21 protein-coding genes and 1 tRNA gene are annotated in these 21,012 nt (G+C 44.3%); 8 read left to right on the forward strand and 14 right to left on the reverse strand.

Annotated features, from left to right (window positions below; genetic code table 11):
• Positions 1–108: 108 nt before the first annotated feature.
• The 7 genes from MUK70_RS15705 (at position 109) to MUK70_RS15735 (ending at position 6,031) form a co-directional block, all read left to right on the forward strand.
• Positions 109–1,293 (forward strand): cysteine desulfurase family protein, encoded by a 1,185-nt coding sequence (locus MUK70_RS15705; RefSeq protein ID WP_234653611.1) that lies wholly within the window; start codon positions 109–111, stop codon positions 1,291–1,293.
• Entirely contained in the window at positions 1,259–2,461 is a 1,203-nt protein-coding gene (locus MUK70_RS15710; RefSeq protein WP_234653612.1) for an XdhC family protein, read from the forward strand. Before MUK70_RS15705 ends, MUK70_RS15710 begins: the two co-directional genes overlap by 35 nt.
• Before the next feature lie 2 nt (positions 2,462–2,463).
• Positions 2,464–3,066, forward strand: coding sequence for a nucleotidyltransferase family protein (locus tag MUK70_RS15715; RefSeq protein ID WP_234653614.1), 603 nt, complete (start codon positions 2,464–2,466; stop codon positions 3,064–3,066).
• A gap of 161 nt (positions 3,067–3,227) precedes the next feature.
• On the forward strand, positions 3,228–4,067 hold the full coding sequence (locus MUK70_RS15720; protein WP_234653616.1) for an ABC transporter ATP-binding protein: 840 nt from the start codon (positions 3,228–3,230) through the stop codon (positions 4,065–4,067).
• A gap of 86 nt (positions 4,068–4,153) precedes the next feature.
• Positions 4,154–4,957 carry a hypothetical protein gene (locus MUK70_RS15725; RefSeq protein WP_234653618.1) on the forward strand — a complete coding sequence of 268 codons (804 nt, stop codon included), beginning with the start codon at positions 4,154–4,156 and terminating at the stop codon, positions 4,955–4,957.
• 11 nt (positions 4,958–4,968) lie between these two features.
• Entirely contained in the window at positions 4,969–5,349 is a 381-nt protein-coding gene (locus tag MUK70_RS15730; RefSeq protein WP_234653620.1) for a GntR family transcriptional regulator, read from the forward strand.
• Between the two features lie 10 nt (positions 5,350–5,359).
• Positions 5,360–6,031 (forward strand): hypothetical protein, encoded by a 672-nt coding sequence (locus MUK70_RS15735; RefSeq protein ID WP_234653622.1) that lies wholly within the window; start codon positions 5,360–5,362, stop codon positions 6,029–6,031.
• 131 nt (positions 6,032–6,162) lie between these two features.
• Here the strand turns inward: MUK70_RS15735 and MUK70_RS15740 are convergent, their stop codons facing one another.
• The 6 genes from MUK70_RS15740 to MUK70_RS15765 form a co-directional block, all read right to left on the reverse strand.
• A complete protein-coding gene (locus MUK70_RS15740) occupies positions 6,163–7,002 on the reverse strand; it encodes an SPFH domain-containing protein (RefSeq protein ID WP_234653624.1) in 840 nt (279 codons plus the stop codon).
• Complete coding sequence (locus tag MUK70_RS15745; protein ID WP_234653625.1) at positions 6,999–7,178, reverse strand: hypothetical protein; 180 nt, start codon at positions 7,176–7,178, stop codon at positions 6,999–7,001. Before MUK70_RS15745 ends, MUK70_RS15740 begins: the two co-directional genes overlap by 4 nt.
• A 160-nt stretch (positions 7,179–7,338) precedes the next feature.
• The gene (gene pgl, locus MUK70_RS15750; protein ID WP_234653627.1) at positions 7,339–8,058 is read right to left on the reverse strand and encodes a 6-phosphogluconolactonase; all 720 of its coding nucleotides are present in this window, start codon (positions 8,056–8,058) and stop codon (positions 7,339–7,341) included.
• 3 nt (positions 8,059–8,061) lie between these two features.
• The gene (gene zwf / locus MUK70_RS15755; RefSeq protein ID WP_234606275.1) at positions 8,062–9,570 is read right to left on the reverse strand and encodes a glucose-6-phosphate dehydrogenase; all 1,509 of its coding nucleotides are present in this window, start codon (positions 9,568–9,570) and stop codon (positions 8,062–8,064) included.
• 12 nt (positions 9,571–9,582) lie between these two features.
• Positions 9,583–10,998 (reverse strand): NADP-dependent phosphogluconate dehydrogenase, encoded by a 1,416-nt coding sequence (gene gnd / locus MUK70_RS15760; RefSeq protein ID WP_234653629.1) that lies wholly within the window; start codon positions 10,996–10,998, stop codon positions 9,583–9,585.
• Positions 10,999–11,200: 202 nt separating this feature from the next.
• Positions 11,201–12,730 (reverse strand): SulP family inorganic anion transporter, encoded by a 1,530-nt coding sequence (locus tag MUK70_RS15765; RefSeq protein ID WP_234653631.1) that lies wholly within the window; start codon positions 12,728–12,730, stop codon positions 11,201–11,203.
• A gap of 360 nt (positions 12,731–13,090) precedes the next feature.
• On the opposite strand from MUK70_RS15765, the gene MUK70_RS15770 reads away from it, so the two are divergent.
• Entirely contained in the window at positions 13,091–13,687 is a 597-nt protein-coding gene (locus tag MUK70_RS15770) for a short chain dehydrogenase (RefSeq protein WP_234606272.1), read from the forward strand.
• A gap of 975 nt (positions 13,688–14,662) precedes the next feature.
• Here MUK70_RS15770 and MUK70_RS15775 read toward each other — a convergent pair.
• The 8 genes from MUK70_RS15775 to MUK70_RS15810 all read right to left on the reverse strand — a co-directional run bounded on the left by MUK70_RS15775 (position 14,663) and on the right by MUK70_RS15810 (position 20,991).
• The gene (locus tag MUK70_RS15775; protein WP_234653633.1) at positions 14,663–15,694 is read right to left on the reverse strand and encodes a fatty acid desaturase; all 1,032 of its coding nucleotides are present in this window, start codon (positions 15,692–15,694) and stop codon (positions 14,663–14,665) included.
• A gap of 381 nt (positions 15,695–16,075) precedes the next feature.
• Positions 16,076–16,267: a cold-shock protein gene (locus tag MUK70_RS15780; protein ID WP_233876568.1), complete on the reverse strand. Its 192-nt coding sequence runs from the start codon at positions 16,265–16,267 to the stop codon at positions 16,076–16,078.
• Between the two features lie 117 nt (positions 16,268–16,384).
• Positions 16,385–16,807: a response regulator gene (locus tag MUK70_RS15785; RefSeq protein ID WP_234606269.1), complete on the reverse strand. Its 423-nt coding sequence runs from the start codon at positions 16,805–16,807 to the stop codon at positions 16,385–16,387.
• Positions 16,808–17,017: 210 nt separating this feature from the next.
• On the reverse strand, positions 17,018–18,262 hold the full coding sequence (locus MUK70_RS15790) for a sensor histidine kinase (RefSeq protein ID WP_234606267.1): 1,245 nt from the start codon (positions 18,260–18,262) through the stop codon (positions 17,018–17,020).
• A 653-nt stretch (positions 18,263–18,915) separates the two neighbouring features.
• Positions 18,916–18,989 (reverse strand) — tRNA-Ala (locus tag MUK70_RS15795).
• 90 nt (positions 18,990–19,079) lie between these two features.
• Entirely contained in the window at positions 19,080–19,256 is a 177-nt protein-coding gene (locus MUK70_RS15800) for a hypothetical protein (protein ID WP_234653636.1), read from the reverse strand.
• 70 nt (positions 19,257–19,326) lie between these two features.
• Complete coding sequence (locus tag MUK70_RS15805) at positions 19,327–19,854, reverse strand: 3'-5' exonuclease (RefSeq protein WP_234606265.1); 528 nt, start codon at positions 19,852–19,854, stop codon at positions 19,327–19,329.
• A 114-nt stretch (positions 19,855–19,968) separates the two neighbouring features.
• Entirely contained in the window at positions 19,969–20,991 is a 1,023-nt protein-coding gene (locus tag MUK70_RS15810; RefSeq protein WP_234653638.1) for an energy transducer TonB, read from the reverse strand.
• Positions 20,992–21,012 lie beyond the last annotated feature (21 nt).

Below are 21,012 nucleotides of genomic sequence, written 5' to 3' on the forward strand. Positions count from 1 at the left end.
TAAATAATAAGTTTCAAAAATGAGTTTCTCAATTCGAGATGGTTTTTTGTTTATTTTGAACTATAAAGAAGGTTTTTGTTTTCTAAATAAACATTCACTTCTGTTGCCATGAGTTTAAATTTGCCCGTTTATCTGGATAATAATGCAACCACTCCAATGGACCCAAAGGTTTTGGAAGAGATGTTGCCCTACTTTTCGGAAAAATTCGGTAATGCAGCCAGCCGCACGCACGCTTATGGCTGGGAAGCAGAAGAAGCAGTTGACATTGCCCGCGAAAATATTGCCGGCCTGATCGGATCTCATCCACAGGAAATCGTTTTTACATCCGGCGCCACGGAGGCAGTAAACCTTGCTATTAAAGGTGCCTGGCAAAATGATCCTGAAAAGAAAGGGCACATTATCACCATTATAACTGAACACAAGGCTGTTCTGGACACTTGCAAGCATATTGAAAACGTAGGCGGTTCGGTCACCTATCTGCCTGTTCAGTCAAATGGGTTGGTTGATCTTAAAGTGCTGGAGAAAGCCATAACGCCAGACACATTCCTGATTGCTGTGATGTATGCCAACAATGAAACGGGCGTGATCCAGCCGATTAAAGAAATAAGCGACATTGCAAAAGCCCGTGGCATTCTGTTTTTTACAGACGCAACACAGGCTGTTGGTAAAATTCCGGTCAATGTGCAGACAGATGGCATTGATATGCTGGCTTTCAGCGCCCACAAACTGTATGGTCCAAAAGGCGTTGGCGCACTTTATGTAAGAAAGAAAAACCCGACGGTTACGCTGACCGCACAAATCGATGGCGGAGGCCACGAACGCAACATGCGCAGCGGCACACTCAATGTCCCCGGCATCGTGGCTTTTGGTAAGGCGTGCGAAATCTGCGCAGAAAAGATCACTTCTGAGAACGAGCGCCTGGGCGTACTTCGCGACAGTTTTGAAAAGCAGATTTTGGAATTGGACAACATTGACATTAATGCCGGTCATGCGCCGCGCTTGCCACATGCGACGAACATTTCATTTCACGATATAGACGGCGAAAAAATGATTTTCGAAGCAGGCAGCGACATTGCATTTTCGAGAAGCTCGGCCTGCACCTCCGCCACACTTGAACCCAGTTATGTGTTAAAAGCGATGGGCCTTTCCAATGAACTGATTCACAACACATTCAGGTTCAGCTTTGGCAGGTTCTCTACGGAACAACAAGTAGATCACGCTGTAAAGGTCATTTCTAAAATTGTAAAGGAGCATAGAAGTGAAAGAAATTACGGACATCATAAAGTCATATGACCTTGCAGTTGCGGCCGGAAAAAAAACGGCACTGGCAACAGTTGTGCATGTAGAAGGCTCATCCTACCGACGGCCCGGAGCGCGTATGCTCGTCACCGACGATGGACAGCTCACGGGCGCTATTAGTGGCGGTTGCCTCGAAGGAGATGCGCTCAGAAAAGCATTGCTGGCAATTTCTCAACAAAAAAACAAACTTGTTACCTACGATACAACGGACGACAACGACACAACACTTGGCGTTCAGCTCGGCTGTAACGGCATAGTCCATATTCTGTTTGAACCTATTCATCCGGATGATGCCGCAAACCCTGTTGCGCTTATGAAACTGGCACTCGAAAAGCGTCAGAATGCAGTGGTGATCACCCTTTTTTCACTCAGTTCGAGAACTGCCAGCCAGCCTGGCACTTGCTTCCTGGATCTGGAAACGGACAAGATCACCATTAATAATGTGTCGGATCATAATCTTTTAGAACAACTGATTCCCGAGGCTGAGCTGGTAAAAGAACGACAGGAATCGTTTTTCAAAGAATTTATTTTGTATGGTCAAAAACTCACCGGATTTGTGGAATATCTGCGTCCGGCTCCGGCGCTGATCATTGCGGGCGCTGGCAATGACACCGTTCCGTTATCTGAAATGGCGCACATTTTAGGTTGGGACGTTACGGTTGTCGACGGCCGGAATGGTCATGCAACGAAGCAACGCTTTCCAAAAGCGAACAATGTGATTGTCGCAAAGGCATCCGAAGTGCTGTCCAGAATTGAAACTGACGCACAAACATTCTTTGTGCTCATGACGCATAATTATAACTACGATCTGGCGCTGCTAAAAGAGTTGATCAATCTGAAAGATTGCATTTATATAGGTGCACTGGGCCCAAAAAAGAAACTCGAAAGAATGTATGACGATCTCAGAAATGAAGGAATTTTCGTAACTGACGCGCAAAAATCCAAAATTTTCGGACCGGTTGGATTGGACGTTGGCGCTGAAACATCAGAAGAAATCGCATTGTCGGTGCTTGCGGAAATCAAAGCCGTTCTAAATGGCAGAACCGGAATTTCATTGCGTGAAAAGCCCGAGCCTATTCACAGCAGATCAGATCAAAAAGTGGATTATCACAAATCCACAAGGGAAGATTTTCTTTGTGAAATTCAAACTTCACAATCCTAAATATGCATCAGGCGTCCGGATATGCGACCATTATTCTTGCCGCCGGCAATTCCTCACGACTCGGCGAACCGAAGCAACTGCTGAAATATCAAGGCAAGACGCTCATCAGGCACGTTACCAAAGCTGCAATCGAAGCGAAAAGTGCAACTGTGATTGTAGTAACCGGTTCCAATTCAACATTAATCGAAGAGGAATTAGCTTCACTCTCTTACCACGCCGTTCAGAATGTAAATTGGGAAAGTGGAATGGCTTCATCAATAGTGGCTGGGGTCCAAGAACTCATGACGATGCATCCGAACATTGCAGGAGTTATTCTCGCAGTGAGCGACCAGCCGTTTGTTACATCTGATTTATTTAATGTATTAATTGACAAAGCATTAGAAACTAAATTTGGCATTGTTGCGTCGGAATACGACAATACATTTGGAACGCCTGTTCTGTTTTCTAATCGATATTTTCCTGCACTGCTAACCCTTAGCGGAGCAGAAGGAGCTAAAAAGCTTGTTAAAAAGTTCACCGACGACGCGACCTCTATCCCATTTCCACTCGGCAGCGTAGATATTGACACGCAGGCAGATTATCAGAAATTGCTCCGTAACAGCTAGTTAAAACGTCCCGACCTCACTGAATATAAATTTCACCATTCGCCGGATCAACTCTCCTTTCATTCAATTCCAAAAATTATTTTCACAAAATCTTGCTTATCCGTTACAGACTTTTACCTTTACAGTGTACTACTTAACTAGAACACTAAACAATTCTGAAAATGATCCACCTAGACCGTGTAACTTTTGGATATAGTAAGAAGAAAAAACTGTTTGAAAATTTGTCGCTTAACCTGGAAGCCGGGCACATTTACGGGTTGCTGGGCACGAATGGCGCGGGCAAATCGAGCTTGCTGCGGAATATCGTGGGACTGCTTTTTCCGCAGGACGGCAACATTACTGTTGCTGGTTATGAACCAAAAAAGCGGCTTCCTGCATTTTTGCAAGACGTTTTCTTTTTACCGGAAGAAATTTACCTGCCTTCGGTGACGATTAAAAAATATCTGGAAATGATGGCTCCTTTCTATCCTAAATTCGATGAGGCGCAATTTGACGGATATATTGCGAACATGGATTTGCCGGAGGGTAACAAGCTGACAGACATGTCCTATGGCCAGCGCAAAAAGTTCCTGATTGCATTTGCGCTTTCCACCAACACGAAGATTCTGATCATGGACGAGCCGACTAACGGATTGGACATTCCTTCAAAAAGCCAGTTCCGGAAACTGGTTTCAACGAATCTTGACAAAAACAGGCTTATCCTCATATCGACACACCAGGTGCGCGACCTCGATAACCTGATCGACTCGATCATCATTCTGGAAAACAGCAAGATATTGATTCAACACAGTCTGGATACAGTGGCTGAAAAGTTATGTTTCGGCACACTCCCGAGCATCGAATATGATGATCGCGTTATTTATTCCGAACCATCAATGAAGGGTTATAAAGCTGTTTTTGAAAATTCAGACCTGGAAGAAAGCCGCGTGGATCTTGAATATCTGTTCAACGCAGTGCTCGGCAACCCGGAACGGATCAGACAAATTTTTAGCAAAAAATGACGCAGTTTTTCTTATTCCTACTGTTGCTTTTGCTGGCTATGCTCACGCAATCGCTGCTTCCTGTCATCAATTGATCGCTTTTTATTATGAATCAGACATTTAACATTCACCGGTTCGCACTCGTCATCAAGCTCGACTTTTTTGAGCGCGGCAAAAATTACTTATTGATCGCCGCAATCTTGCTGGTTTTATTACTTGCAATGATGCTCCCCATCACAACGTCGAGTAAGCCAGTGGGCTTTTACGAGGCTTTGCATTATATGGCTATTTTCATGGTTATGCTTTTTGCAACTACTTTTTACACAGGCAGTGCCATGACGCATTATTCCGCTTTTCCAACTTCCATCAGCAGTTTAATGCTGCCAGCCTCGAATTTGGAGAAATTTCTCAGTGCGCTCTTCTACAATTTGGTGTTCATCATTCCATTTTTACTTCTTTTTTTCCAGTTGCATTACAAAACGATTGATGCTGCCAATGCCCAGTTCCCCGCTAACAGCTACAAATACCCGTACATGAAACCGGATTTAGCGGTCTACTTTTGTTTTGCCTATTTGATGTTGCATAGCATTCTGTTTTTAGGGTCAATCTATTTTTCGAAACGGTCATATGTCAAAACCGCGGCGTTCATCGTCATTGCCGTGCTTATTGTGTTCACGACCCACACTATGCTGTCGGGTTATCTGACCCACTATCCATCCAGGATTAACACTTTGCCACTTGCCGGTTGGCAGATTTGGTATTTCGATGGTCAAAATATGGTTGCAGGAATAAATGAACTGCATATCACACACCCGGAAGGCGCTTATCATATTATACAAGGTTTCACGGCACTTTTTATCGTGAGCTTTTGGTACATGGCCTATTTACGACTAAAAGAAAAAGAAGTTTAAAAAACGCATTCATGGAATTTAAAGATAAACAGTCTATTTACCTGCAAATTGCAGATTACATCTGCGAGCAGATTTTGCTGGGGAAATGGCCTCCTAACGAGCGCATTCCGTCTGTGCGGGATTTCGGCGGAATGCTGGAAGTGAATCCCAACACCGTAATGCGGACGTATGATTTTTTACAGAATAAGGAGATCATTTTTAACAAAAGGGGCATTGGTTATTCGGTGACCGAAGATGCGCAACAGCGTATTTTGATTTACAAAAAGGAGCGTTTCCTTGAATCAGAACTACCGGAGGTTTTCAAAACACTCTATCTGCTCAATATCACAATGGACGAAGTAAAAACGCTATATGATCAGTTTGTTGTAGATACATTTCCGCTAAACAATTAATCTTAATGCTATGAAAGCCAGCAATATATTACTCATTATAATGCTCTCCATGTTTCTGACGGCGGTCGTCGGGTCCGATTTGATCCTAAAAAAAAGGTTTGACTTGCTTGACAGGAAAGACCTGTTCACAGGTTACAAAGGACATAGTGTCGAACCATTTCGTTACGTAAAGTTGCAAGGACAGCACTTCGGCATTAGTGAGATCAGTTATGGTGAAGATTATGAAATCAAGTCTATTTTAGATCAGAAAAACATTAGTTGGAAAGTTGTAAATGATACACTGATAATCAAATACGAAAAAGAATTACCGCAAGGATGGCGATTCAACGAAAATATATTTTATTCAAGACCAGCAGTCTACATTTTAGCTCCCAAATTGGATGGACTGGAATCCCAAAACATCATTTGCAAGATCAAAGGTTTCAAAGGAGAAAAGCTGAAAGTGAAGCAACATGGAGGTGCTATTATGTTGTCGGAAAATCAGGTGACCGACCTGGATGCACAATTTAGTGCCGGTACAATTGTGAAATTGAATGGTATGAACCGGTTTGGAAAAAGCAAAGTCGTTGTGATGGACAGCAGCAATTTTCAGGTCGATCAAGATATTTTCCAATCATTAGACCTAGAAGTTTCGAACAGCGCTCATGTGAATTTGCCCGGAAGCCTGCTTAAAAAACTTTGATTCTTATTTGCTCCGGGTTAAAACCCGGAGCAATTGAATTGGCTGTCCCTGACGGGGCACTTTTACTCGTCCAGTGCAGTCAGGCACGACAGATTTAACGGCCTTAGATTTCAATCTGGGGATAAAATAGATTATTTAACCCCCAGCATTAAACTAGTGCTGCCGCCAGCATTGGTTGTAGGCAACACGCCATTCCATTTAGAAACCCATTCCTGCTGAATGAGCAGTGGAGTCAAAGTCTTCTGGCGCAATTGGTTAGCTTCTGCTTCTGCCCGTGCCTTGATCAAAGTTGCCTTCGCCTGGCCTTCTGCACGGGCAATAATTACTTTTGCTTCTGCTTCTGCCTGTTTAGCCATGTTTTCGGCTTTCAAACGCGCCTGAATGGATGTGTTTTTTTCATCAATCATCTGCCGCAATGATGGCGGCGGCGTGATGGCGGATGTGAGCTGGTCATAAATAAAACCGTCCTTGCCCAAAGTCTTCGTCAGCACATTTTGCACCCGATCCTCAAACGCTTCCCGATTGGACATAACGCTATCCGAACTGAATGAATTGGCAACAATTCTGTATGCGTCGTAAATCGTATTTTTCATAAATCCCTGCTGAATTTCGCCTAACGGTCGTCTGTATTGGCGATAAATTTGCGGCACTTTATCCGGGTTAATGTGATAGTTCAGCTTAGGGTCTACCTTAAATTCTGCTGCATCTTTTGTTGTGATTACAAAAGAATCATAATCAACACTTTGCGTGAAAGTGGGAAACTCAATGATCTTTGTTGTCCAGGTGTTGTACCAAACACGACCAGTCACCAATGTAATGTTATCAACCCCTTTATCAGTTCCGTAAAGGTTGATGCGAATGCCGACATTACCTGCATCAATGTTTTCAAACGTAAAAGGCTGGATAAAAAGCACTATTACAGCCAGAAAAAAACTCACTGAACCAATTATAATTTTTCTACCAAGGGTCATTGTATTTTCGATTTAAAAGAGCTGAAAAACTGATTAAGATCCGTTGCTAGCAAATAAACGGCACCGCCAATGATCGCCAACCCGCCAAATACAAGAAGATCGGATTGAGCATTGACAAGTCTGAGCGAGTAAGTGATGACGATGATAACCGCCACGATTTTGAGAAAGTATTTCATGCCTGTGAGGTTTGTTTAAAGTAAATTTAATGCTATCAAACCCAGACATATAATATATATTATCCAGTGGTTTCTTTGGACCGTTAAACGTATCAAAAGCATTACAAACAAAAAGACGCATCCTTTCAGACGCGTCTTTCTTTATAACAAACTTTTAAAATCAAAGCAATGCTGCTGCTGCCTGATCAACAAACCAGTGGAGCTGTCCTTTTAGCGGCTTGATGATCTGGGATGGGTAAAGGTCAATATTAGGCCCGCCTTTTAAAACGTGCTTTAATGTTTCCGCTTTCCCTGCCCCTGCCGCAAGAAATGCCACACACGCGGCATTGTTAACAACCGGCGCCGTCAATGTGATCCTGAACATTTCCTGGGCTGGCAGATAAAATGCCTTAACCCAGGCGCTTTTCTCATGAATCACCTCTGTGCCAGGGAATAGCGAGAGCGTATGCCCATCATCGCCCATTCCCAGCAGCACGAAGTCGAATGTCAATTCTGAGTCAGTGAAATATTCTTTCAAGACTTTTTCGTATTCGATTGCAGATTCCTCCGGCTCGATGTCCGTGCGCATGATATGAATATGAGCCGGATTAACCGGCACTTTATTTAGCAACTCATCATAGCACATTTTCGCATTGTTACGCGAATCTTCGAAAGGAACAGCGCGCTCGTCACCCCAGAAAAAATGGATCTTTTGCCAGTCAATCGCTTCTTTATAAGGTGCTTCCGCCAGCAATGCGTAAAGCTGCTTCGGTGTGCCACCGCCGGACAAAACGAATGTGAACCGGTCTTTTTTTGACAGGACGTCCCTGATATAATCACTTAACCAGGCAGCCAGATCATGACTAAGTCGCCCGGTGTCGGTTGCAATGTGCATTTCCATATGTTAAAGCGCGGGTGGGAGGTTGATCCAGGTATGACCGTCGCGCGCCAGGAGCGCATCAGCACCATCCGGGCCCCATGAATCCGGTGCATAATTAGGGAAATCCTGTGGTGTTCTGCTCTCCCACGTTTCCAGGATCGGCATAATCACTTTCCAGGCTGCATCCACTTGATCATTGCGCATAAATAATGTTGCATCACCCTCCATCACATCCAAAAGCAATGTTTCGTAAGCTTCCGGAGCATGATCGCCCGCAACTGCATCGTAATCAAATGTCATGTCCACAGGATCGAGCGTCATCGTCTGACCCGGACGTTTCGCCTGAAAACGAATGCTAATGTCCATATTCGGTTGAATGCTGATAGTCAATCGGTTAGAACGCCAGGTTTCCGCAGCTTCCGAAGGGAATGCGTAATGCGGTGCCGGCTTGAATTGCAATGTAATGTGCGTGGCTTTCTGATTCAAGAACTTGCCTGTACGCACGTAAAAAGGAACGCCCTGCCAACGCCAGTTATCTATGTAAAACTTTGCAGCGGCGAACGTATCAATATTGGATTGTGGGTTAACACCTTCCTCCTGACGATATCCAACCACTTTTTCACCCTTTTTCCAACCGCCTGAATATTGCCCGCGAACAGCGTAATCATGAACCTGATCTTTGGTAATGCGACGGATCGCATTCAGCACATCTACTTTTTTATTGCGAATTTCATTAGCGTCGAAAGAAACAGGCGGCTCCATCGCGATCATACAGAGGATTTGCAAAATGTGGTTTTGAACCATATCGCGCAGAGCACCTGCATGTTCGAAATAGCCTCCCCTGCCCTCTAAACCAACACTTTCCGCAGCGGTAATCTGAATGTGATCAATGTAGTGGCGGTTCCAAAGTGGCTCGAAAAGCGCATTGGCAAAACGCAGTGCAAGAATATTCTGAACCGTTTCTTTTCCTAAATAATGGTCAATACGGAAAATCTGCTCCTCCGCAAACATGCTGGACAATAGCTCATTCAGTTCATGTGCGCTTTCCAGGTCGTGACCAAAAGGTTTTTCAACAACAATCCTGGTCGTGCCTTTCTCTGAACAAATCTTCAAAGCGCCCAACTTCTGCGCAATCGAAGGAACGAGCTGAGGTGCAACAGCAAGGTAAAATATAACATTGGGATGCACGCCCCACTCTTCTTCTTTTTGTTTTACCAAATCGGTGATCAAATGGTAAGCAGCAGCATCATCCCCATCCATTTGCAGGTACGAAACGTGCTGGGCAAACTCTGTCCAATGACCGTTCTGCTTTCCCTTCCGGCGCGAAAATTTGGTAACGCCGTCCAGTAAATGCTCGTGATATTTATCGTTTGAGTAAGCGCTGCGGCCAATGCCCGCTATGGCAAACTTCTCTGGCATCCAGTTATCCAAAAACAGATTGTAGAGTGCCGGAGTCAGTTTCCTGTAATTAAGGTCCCCGCTTCCTCCGAAAATAAATACTACTGAGGCAGGTGGACGTTTATTGGTTTGCATAAAATTTCTGATTTATTGTTGACCCCACTCTGTATGAAAAGTACCGGGGATATCGATACGTTGATAAGTATGCGCTCCAAAATAGTCACGTTGCGCCTGGATAAGGTTAGTGGCCATGCGCTTGGATTTATAGGCGTCAAAGTAAGCCAGTGACGACATTAACCCAGCAACCGGAATTTCTGCCTTAGCTGCAAACGCGATCAGCGAACGCGTATTCTCTTCTACCGACTTAACGACTTCGGCAACCTCTTGGTTCAGCAAAATGTTGGATAATTCCGATGTTTGCGTATATGCATTGGTAAAGATTTCCAATAACGAGGACCGGATAATGCAGCCGCCTCTCCATACGCTCACCACTTTTGGAAGCGGAATATCCATGGCAAGATCTTTGGATGCCTGGAATAACATGGCAAGTCCTTGCGCGTAACTTATAATGGTTGCAAAATACAAGGCATCCTGCACTTCCTGAACCAGTTCGTCCGTAGGTGTCGACGAGCCATAACCATCTTTTGCATAAATTTCAGCAGCCTGAACGCGCTCATCTTTATAACCAGACAATGTCCGCATAGCCACTGCAGTATCGATTACCGACACAGCCACAGGGAGTTCCATAGAATCCTGAGAAGTCCATTTACCGGTTCCTTTTGAGCCCGCCTTATCGGAGATCACATCTACAAGATGGGCGTCGCTTTGGTCGTCCATTTGCAGGAATATATCCGCAGTGATTTCAACCAAAAATGATTGCAGCTTGCCTTCATTCCATGTTTTGAAAACTTCGTGGAGCTGCTGATTAGTCAGCCCGGCGTGTTTCAGGATCGCATAGGACTCGCTGATCAATTGCATAATCGCGTATTCTATGCCGTTGTGCACCATTTTCACGTAATGGCCAGCACCCTCTTTTCCTAGGTAATCCACGCAAGGCGTCCCGCCCACTTTTGCGGCAATTGCTTCGAGCATAGGCCTTACATGCTCGTAAGCAGCCTGATCACCTCCAGGCATAATGCTCGGGCCCGTGCGTGCGCCTTGTTCGCCACCGGAAACGCCGATGCCCATAAAATGTATTTCTTTCTCGCGCAAATATTTCACGCGCCTCAATGTATCCGTATAATGTGAGTTTCCACCATCAATAATCACATCGCCTTTTTCCAGCAAAGGAAGCAAAGAAGCGATCACGTCGTCAACTGGCTGACCAGCCGGAACGAGCATCATCACTTTGCGCGGGCGCTGCAGAAGCTCGATCATTTGCGCTAGTTCCGACACACCTTTCACAGTGGTCCCAGGCGTTGCAGCAGATTCTAATGCTGCGTTTTTAGCTCCATCCTTATCGAAACCGATAACAGAGAAGCCATGATCGGCCATGTTGAGCAATAGGTTCCTACCCATCACTCCAAGTCCGATCATTCCAAAATCGAATACGTTATTTGACATAATTTAAGCGTCTTGAATAAAGAAGTTGCAATAATAAAGGAATTTACGCTATGGGATTCGGTTTATAGGTAATTTTATCTACCATCGACTTTTAGCGTAGTTATTTGTAACTATATCGAATATTTTCCGCATTAGGTCTTAGTCAATACAGCATGGTCAAATGGGATCAGCAGGCTGCTATTGAGTTTATGCATTTGTGCGCTCAATGCGCCACGTGATAATTTGGATCATCGATAATATTTACTTCAATCACGTCGTGCGCATTGGCGAGCAGCCTTCTGCAATCCGGACTCAAATGCGTCAAATGGATCTTTTTGCCTGCCTTTTGATATTTTTCGGTGATTTTGTTAAGCGCTTCTATGCCCGACATGTCTGCGACGCGGCTTTCTGAGAAGTCGATGACTACTTTTTCGGGGTCCGTTGCAACGTCGAACTTTTCGGTAAATGCAGTTACTGAGCCGAAGAATAACGGGCCGTATATTTTGTAATGTTTCACACCGTTTTCATCCATTATTTTTTGGGCACGGATCCTTTTCGCACTTTCCCATGCGAACACCAGTGCCGATAAAATAACACCGATTAAGACAGCCAATGCGAGATTATGCAGATAAATGGTGATGGCTGCTACCAAGATGCCAATAAAAATATCCTGCTTTGGCATTTTGTTGATGATCCTGAAACTGACCCACTCGAATGTCCCGATTGCGACCATGAACATTACCCCGGTGAGGGCAGCCATGGGCACCAATTCAATCACAGGTGCGCCGAAAAGAATAATCATCAAAATGGTCAGTGAAGCAATAACACCGGATAATCTGGATCTTGCGCCCGCAGAAAGGTTGACGAGCGTTTGCGCGATCATCGGACAGCCTCCCATTCCGTTAAAAAACCCATTCAGAATGTTAGCACTTCCCTGCGCAATGCATTCCCTGTTTCCATCGCCTCTGGTTCCTGTTATTTCGTCAACCAGATTTAATGTTAAAAGCCCTTCCGTAAGCCCCACAGCACCCATTACGAGCGCATAGGGGAAAATAATCTGCAACGTGGAAATGTTAAGCGGAATATCAGGAATGTGAAAAGGAGGAAATCCGCCGCTTACCGATGCAATATCACGAACCGTCTTAGTCTCAATGCCAAAACCCAGTACAATGAACGACACAACAATAATCGCAACCAGCGATGGCGGAACGGCTTTGGTGATTTTTGGAAAGATGACAACAATGGCAATAGTCAGGGCAACCAAACCAGCCATGATCATGAATGGTGAGCCGGTTAACCACACTTGCTCGCCGTTAACAACGGTTTTGAATTGCTCCATCTGCGACATGAAAATCACAACGGCCAAGCCATTCACAAAACCATACATAACCGGTTGCGGCACCAGCCGAACAAATTTCCCGAACTTAAAAACGCCCACCAAAATCTGAAAGACACCCGCCAGTGCAACCGCCGCGAACACATATTCAACCCCATGAGACTGCATTAGCGCAATCAAAACGATCACGGTTGCACCGGCACCACCCGAAATCAAACCAGGCCGACCGCCAAAAATAGAGGTGACCAAGCCCATTATAAACGCCGCGTAAAGCCCAACCAATGGCGAAAAGCCAGCTAAAATGGCGAATGAAAGTGATTCCGGCATCATCGTCATCGCGACGGTAAGCCCGGCAAGGATCTCATTTTTATAATTGATCTTTTGGGTAAAATCGAACAGGTTAAAGAAGCTTTTCATGTAGTAGATTCTAATCGCACAAGATACATACGGCTAATTAGAATACCCAATGATGCTCCGATTTCAAGAATTACATTGGCCCCAAGCACCTGCCGAACCCCAACTTCCTTTGTTCGTTGCACCACCAGAAACAAGACGAGTTCATACAAACCCAGTTTGAGGTGCAAACTTTATGAAAAGAACGGTTAAAGAAACGGGGGATTGGTTTCTCAGGATTTGATTTGGCCCCAGAATCCGTAAATGTTTAAACAATAACTCGCCAGGTAGTAAAAAGTTTTTGAAACAGCTTTTATAATAAGTTAAAAAAAACTCACATATCGGAGAAAAAAACAATCCTCTTTTCGTAAAACAATCAATATCATGAAAATCATTATTATCGGCGCTACGGGAACAATCGGCAAACATGTCGTAAAAGCACTGGAAAATGGCAACGAAATTATTCAGGTCGGTTCAAAAAGCGGCGATTTGCAGGTGGACATTTCGGATGCAGCATCTATCAAGTCCCTGTTTGAGAAAGTTGGCCCGTTCGACGCGGTGGTCAGTACTGCCGGATATGGTCATTTTGGTCCGCTTGCGAACATGACTGAAAATGAGTTCCGTGCCGGAGTAGACAGCAAACTGATGGGCCAGGTTAATCTTGTCCTGATCGGCCAGAAATACATCAATCCAAAAGGTTCATTTACACTTACTTCGGGAACCATGGGGGACGATCCCATTATGCTGGGTGCAGCTGTAAGTGCGATAAACGGCGCTATCGATGCTTTTGTAAGGGCTGCCGCAATCGAACTCGAAAATGGCGTCCGCATTAATGCAGTGGGGCCAGACGTGGTTGAAGAGTCGCCAGGCTATTTCCCATTTTTCCCCGGCCATGTTCCGGTCTCCATGCACCGCGTAGCGCAAGCTTATGTGAAAAGTGTGGCGGGCGGTCAAACTGGTCAGAATTATAAAGTGTTGTAACCATTGACCCACAAAAAACGGAGAAGATTTTAGGCCCCTGCACATTGCCGGGGCTTTTTCATTAGAAGATATTCTTGTAGCAGAATTCGTTAGTACAATTCCTACATAAAACTGTGTGTATAGGGCTGGGCAGCAAACAGCCTTCCCGAACCTGGTGGCACACCAAATGGCTTTAAGCCAGCCATTGTCTTGTCCAGTTTCGGATTTGACTTTTGGTCTGAGGAGAGCCTGAAAAACAAAGCTGAGGGCATGGGCTGGCTGAACACGTCATCTGAGACATCTAGCTGAGATTGCTGAAACTAATTTTGAAATGTAACTATAATTGTAAGGTCACCGGAAATGGGTGTTTTATATGGCTGATATTTAATAAACAAGGAATCTCCTGAAAGGCCGGATATATATGTTAACGGAGGGTTTGTTATTGGAAGCAAAAACAAGGATCCATGTTTTGAGAATGCCGTATCAGGGGAAATCCTGACTAGTGCTGTATCAGATAAAGTTTCTGTAAAAGCTATGCTAGCGGTTTTAGCTGATTTCTCATTTGGAATTACTACGAGCGTATCTCGATTCACATTTGTTATTTGCACGTACTGGCTGATAATGGGTTCTCCCGGTCTGTAATTTTCGCAAGCAAAAAACGTGAAAATACAATATGCAGCAAATATTAGTCTGCAAGCTTTAAAACCATTCCGGCGCAAACTAACCAGCCGTAATTTTGGTAAATCGACGTAGGGTAGGGTCTGCATAATGTGTAAATATTGGAGTTTGTAACCGCCAATATAGCAAACCTAAGCATATACCAATACAAAAAAAAACACTTACGAATGACCCCAATTCGGAGAAAGACTTTTTTTGTTCTTTCAGAGGGAGAGAGAGGACTACGGAAAGGTCAACGGGGAAGACTATGTTTCTTTCCCTAGGCTATTCATTTGCTGCTAAATCCAGATTACTCGAAGCAGTCAGATAACGCTTTTGCTACTCATATTTTTGTAAATGCGGAAGGTGATAACGTTTTAAGAAGTCGGTTTTCGAATCCTTGTACGTAATTACCCCGCCTATCAGGTGAAGGAATTTGATGTAATACCATGCAAGGTCAACCTGATAGGGTTTAAATCCGCTACGGGCACTCTTGGGGTACAAGTGGTGGTTGTTATGCCATTCACCAGCGACGATGCCGGGCCACACCTGGTTAATCGAATTGTCATTTGTGTTGAAATCAACACCCTTTACCTGCACATTCTTACCCTTCCCATGGCCTTCATAGTTGAAAGTACGAACCCCAACAGCCCAAAAGCCCGCAGCGCCGAACATGCAACAAGCCAGCGCATGGCCGCCGATCAGGTAAAAAGTCAGATACCAGAAAGACCAGTTGAGAATCCAGCCACGCAGCGCCGCGCCCGGGTTTACATAAGAGCCCCAGTGGAGGTACTGGCTATATGTATTTGCTTCTACACCGGTATGTTTCATCAGTAATGTTACACGATTATAATCGCTCTCACTAAGATCTTTTGCGATTGGCTGATGGTTCACATCTGCAAGGAAGCAGTACAGAAAACCCGCCTTTGCGTTGTAAGGGTCACCTGGCTGATCGGACTTGGCGTGATGGACATGATGGGAGATTACATATATTTCCTCGGGTATCATGCTGATGGTCAAATTTTTGGTGATAAACCGCCAAAAACCATTTTTGAACTTGTATGCCCGGTGGGTACAATACCTGTGATGCCAGATCGTACCATGAGTCCCCATGATGATCATGCTATAAACAAATGCTACTGCCAGCAATGGCCAGGTAAAGAACTTGAATATAAACAGGCCCAAGAACGGTAACATGGCCAATACTTTAACCCAACTCATCAGTGGCAACCAATTCCTGATGTCTTTGAATATATTCAGCCTATTAAAAAATTCCCGAAGGATCTGACTGTGAGTTGGTATGGCCAGCTCACCGTTTTCCTTCTTCCATCCATAGGAAGGGGGTTGCAATACATAATCAATAAATGCCATTAGCTTCTCAAAATTTGGTTTTCTACTGTTTATCCCTGGACGCAAAGGCTATCAGCAATGATAGCTACTAAAAAAATCGGCAAATATAGATTGTGAACGGTTTGGATTCAAGCATACTATCGCTGTCACATATGGAATTTAGGGTATCAGATCGGGGAGCATACCTGCGGTATGGGAAGGGTTTATAAAGGTAACTTCAAGAGCAAGCGGCGGGAGAGTAAATCCGATGGCATAGTAAAAAACTGTGCCACAGAATGGTTGCGCCGGGCAATGGCTTAATGGTGCCCGATAATGGTGAGGCTAAATAAAACAGCAAGCAACCTAGGGCAAAAAAAAATCCTCCCGAAGGGGAGGATTCAGCACTTGCGTGATATGGTTTGATCAGATAATGCTTACATTAACTGCATTCAGTCCTTTTCTACCGTTCTCAATATCGTATGACACACTGTCGTTTTCACGAATATCATCATTGAGGCCAGACGTGTGTACAAAAATATCGTCTCCACCATGTTCGGGAGCAATGAAACCAAAACCTTTGGTGCCATTAAAAAACTTAACTGTTCCTTGATTCATAACTTTTTATTAAAATATTCCACAAATGTAAAATAAAATTCCGAGAATTCAAGCTCTTGCAGAAATTATTAGAATAAAATTTCTTTTCCTGGACGGTTAGCTCAGTCCTAATGCAGTTTAAAAGTTATTAGGGGCGGCACATTTTTTCCAATATTTGATCATCACATCAATAGCTTCTTTGATCTCTTCATAGGTACCCGGTTTCACAAAAAAGCCTTGGGCAGAAGTGCTATAAGCATCTATCACTACCTGTTGATTAAGGGCAGTGGTAAAATAAATGTAAGGAATGCATTTTAAATTGAGATCGGCGTCTTGCTGTATCTTACTTCTTAGTTCTAATCCATTCAGTTCTGGCAAATTGATATCTGAAATGATAAGAAAAGGCCGATCGCTAGTTGAATAAAGAAAATCCAATGCCTTCAATCCACTTGAGAAGTACATTCTCTTGTTTGGATATCCCAATTCACCAAATACTTCTTCCAGGACGAATTGATCATCTTTGTCGTCTTCGATAATAATAATTGTGCCGTCTTTATTCATAATACATTAACCTCCAGACACATTACAAAAAAATAATGCCATGTCACTCTTATATATTTTTGGCAAGCATCTTATAACGGATATTTATGTAATTCCTCCCCAGGTGCGGACAACAATGAATGCTTATTGGTTATGTAACCGCTATTGGCTATTAACCGGGTAGTTTGAACTAAACATAAGAGATTGAGTAAGTCTTCTTTGAGCATGTAATCACTGATAACTAACGAACCTGATACGGACAAGCGTGCCTTGGCCTGGGCTACTTTCTATGTCCATACTGGCCTTTAATAATTCACAAAGCTTCTTTACGATAAACAATCCAAGACCTTCGCTTTCCTTCATTTGGGAAGCAATATCATTTTTGATTGTTTCTGTTGAAGGTGGCTGGTCCATCGGATATTCTGACTTTCCGCCCTTTCGATGACTGCTGCCTTGCTGGCTTAACGGTTTTAGCTGTTCAGCTAGAAGGCCTGAGGGGCTGCTTGCAGGAAAGCCCGGCCCGGTATCCTGAATGCTAAGTATCCAGCGTGTATCGTTTTCTTGTGCCCAGGAAATGTATATACCTCCTTCGACGGTATACTTAAGAGCATTCATTAACAGGTTTTGAAGGATTCGCTGAATCTTAACAGGATCACTCTTCACTTTGAGCTTTTCTGGTCCCTCTCCGCGTAAGTCGAGACTGCGATGATCCGCGAAAGGACGTGCGGCCGCCACACTTTTACGCAACAGGTCTGCCACATCAAACTCTTTTATCTCCAGGGTTTCCTGTCCTGCCTCAATGCGGGAAAAATCACTTAATTGCACGAGCATATCGCGTATTGAACCCAAATTTCTGTTGAGCATTGCAAAAAGCTCCGTCCGTTCTTTTTCACTCCCCGGCAGCTCCAGCAGGTGCGAAACCCCAAACAATGTACTAAAGCCGGATCGGAGGTCGTGGGTGGTTTCCCGCAAATGCTTATTTCGCTTTTCCCCCAACTCCTCCAGCTGATGCAGTGCCTTTCTTGTAGCATTGACCTGCTCAGCTGCGTTGGTCTGGCGTAGTTCATCGTAGTAAAGTACGCTGCCACGGCTTGCTTCCTGAGAAACACATAGCACATGCTGATAGACTTCCAGTAGCACGTCAGCCGAAATATCTTGTTCCTTATGAAACTGGTTAATTGTCTCCATCAGGATATTGAAAAGCAGCTCCAGCTCAACTAATAACTCAGGAAGTGAATAACCCCGCTGCCACCGGTGAAGCCCATGTTCCTGTGCCACAATGACCACCTCTGACTCCTCCGGTAATTTTGCCAGGCGCTGATTCAGAATATTTAAAATTGCAGGCACCTGGTCATTGAATTCTTCTCTGGAAAAGCTGGTTTTGCTTAACATAACCAGGTCTTCTGCACAGGTTGAACGCCATTTATTTAGAATACTTTCCCGCTGCATTTGTAAATGCCGGATAATATCACTCATTTGTTTTTCCGTTTTAGAAGGGGCCTTTGCCATAGTTCTTGTTTTTAATATACGCAGCTTTGCCCTTTCTCATTAATAGTGTGCCAAATTGCTGTTCCTGGTAAAGTTCTTGGTGACCTGGAATTCATTTCATGTTGAGAGCATAACGCCACCAAAAGCGTCTATGCATATTGGAAAGCACGCTTACACTTATTATGTAACCGATGTTGACCTACTAAAAATTCGGCAGTTAAACTGTACTCTCAGAACTTTCGATCTTTTCTCGTTCAATTCACTTGTTGCTAAATCTGCTGCTCGAAAGTACAAGTTAGTATAACAGCAAATCTAAATACAGCATGCTGAGAGTTGATACATTTAACTGGGCCATTGCAGATCAGTTAAAAGCTCAGTTTGTAAATGGGGAACTTCTGATACCTCGGATTTAATTAACTTTTGATTTGCGGCTCTTCCACTCTGGCTGCCACACAGCGGCTGTTTTACCTGTAGATCTTGGCATACAGCCAACTCCAAATGACTAATCTCGCCAAATGCTTACCAACGCGCCTCCGTCAGTTACTAAGCTAGCCCAAGCAGCCTAACAAAATGTTCGACTGATGTTCGACTAAAAAAAACAGGCTTCTAAGTTTTTACACTTAAAAGCCTGATAATTGATGTGGAGAATATCGGATTCGAACCGACGACCTCTTGCATGCCATGCAAGCGCTCTAGCCAACTGAGCTAATCCCCCATTTCAAAACTGCAACACCCTCCGTCGAAGGGAGTGCAAAGATGAAACGGAGAATCCTTATAAGCAAGCATGTCGCTATTTTTATCTTGATTACCTTCGCCCGCCTCCAAATGCCCTGGATAACGCCCAGATCACAATCGCAATGACCGCAACCACTAATATAACGCCGGTCCAAACGCCACCTTTAAAAATGCCGCCTACGACTTCACAGCCTGTAAGTGTTACGGTTAATAGCAAAACGACGAGGAAGTTGATGTATGCTTTCATGTGCAGGTAAAATTTAGGTTGATACTTTAATGCTTTACCTAAATAATCGTTCCACTTCCGGAAACCGCATTCATCTCAACATGAAATCCATCGGAATAAGACTCTGACGATCATTAACAAGCAGTTTTTCAAACAATTGCACCGTTGCCGCCGCGTCACCATGCGCCCTGTGCCGGTTTTCAATGCAGATTTCAAGGCTCTCGCAGAGATTGCCTAAACTGTAAGATTTCAACCCCGGAAATATTTTCCGGCTCAGTTGAACGGTGCACAGTAAATCCCGTTGGAAATACTCGTCCATCGCACCAAACTCGCGTTTGATAAAACCATAATCAAACTTCGCATTATGCGCTACAAACCAGGCATCCTTCGTTAATGCACGAACGGAATCCTGCACGTCATAAAATGTAGGTGAATCCTGCACCATCGCATTGTCTATCCCCGTAAGGCGGGTAATGAACGGTGGAATATATATTTCGGGATTGATAAGGGAATGAAAGATATCGACAATCTGCTGACCATCATGCCTGAACACGGCTATCTCAGTAATGCGCGCTCCTCCTCCCCCGCCTGTTGTTTCAATATCTACTATTGCATACATTAACCTTACAACTCTTTCTATTTAATATTTATATACAAAAAAACAAAAAAATCCCCGGCAAAGCGAGGATTTTTTCAATAATCGGGAGGCATTTACGCAATGCCGTGAGAAACCTTAATTCAGCTGAAAAACGATTGGTAACGTGAAGCGGACTTTCACAGGCACTCCGGCTTGCTTGCCAGGAATCCAGTCTTTCATCAGCTTAACCACGCGTACCGCTTCTTCATCACAGCCAAAACCAATTCCCTTAATTGCAGTCACATTTTCAATTTTTCCATCAGATGCAACAGTGAATTCAACAAAAACCTTTCCTTGAACCTCAGCTTGCGCTGCACTGGAAGGGTATCTCAGGTTTTTTTGCAGGAAAGCACCCATTTCCGCAAGTCCACCCCTATATCGGGGCGCTTGTTCAACGCTCCTGAATATTTCTTCTTTCCTTGGTTCCAATCCGGCCGTCGCGGGCTTCGATGAAGCAGCTTCGGGAGCAGGCGGAACGATAATCGTTATTTCCTCCATGCCATCCAATGTTTTTTCTGCTGGCTGCGCATTTTCCAGCTCTTCAATGGCCGGAGGGAGATTTTCAACGGTGACCTGTTCATCCGGCAAAACAACCGGAGGCAACGAACGGACCGTTTTAGGCGCTGGTGCAACCTCCTCCTTAACAGGTGGCTTCGGAAGCATTTCCGGCGTAATGTTCAGCGGGTTCGCTTCAACAATATAGGCAATGTCTTCCGGCTTAGATTCCGGCACTAAACGTGCGTAGAGATTGGGAAACATGACTAAAAGCAGAAAAAGCGTGACGCCCATCAACACCGAGCGCTGAATAGTCTGTCCGTAACTTTTCCTCAGATCATACGCTCCATACAATTTGTTACGGCCTTCGAAAACAATGTCATTCAATGATTTTTTCATGGCTAACAGATTTTTGTGATCGACACTCAGGTTAAGGAGAGATTGCGGATCAGCAGTTTCCAGAATATTATCATAGATCTGCTCAAACGGTTTTCCATCCCAAAGACGCTCTTCTGCTTCGCAAGCCAGGTGGTCCAGGATTTCGGGTAGCAACTCCGGATCCAACTTGCTTGACTGCAAATATTTGTTAATCAAATCGATGCGATTTTCCTGAAGGCGTTTCATCGGTTTATCTGTTTAGATATG

The organism is Dyadobacter chenwenxiniae, assembly GCF_022869785.1.
GTDB classification, from domain to species: domain Bacteria; phylum Bacteroidota; class Bacteroidia; order Cytophagales; family Spirosomataceae; genus Dyadobacter; species Dyadobacter chenwenxiniae.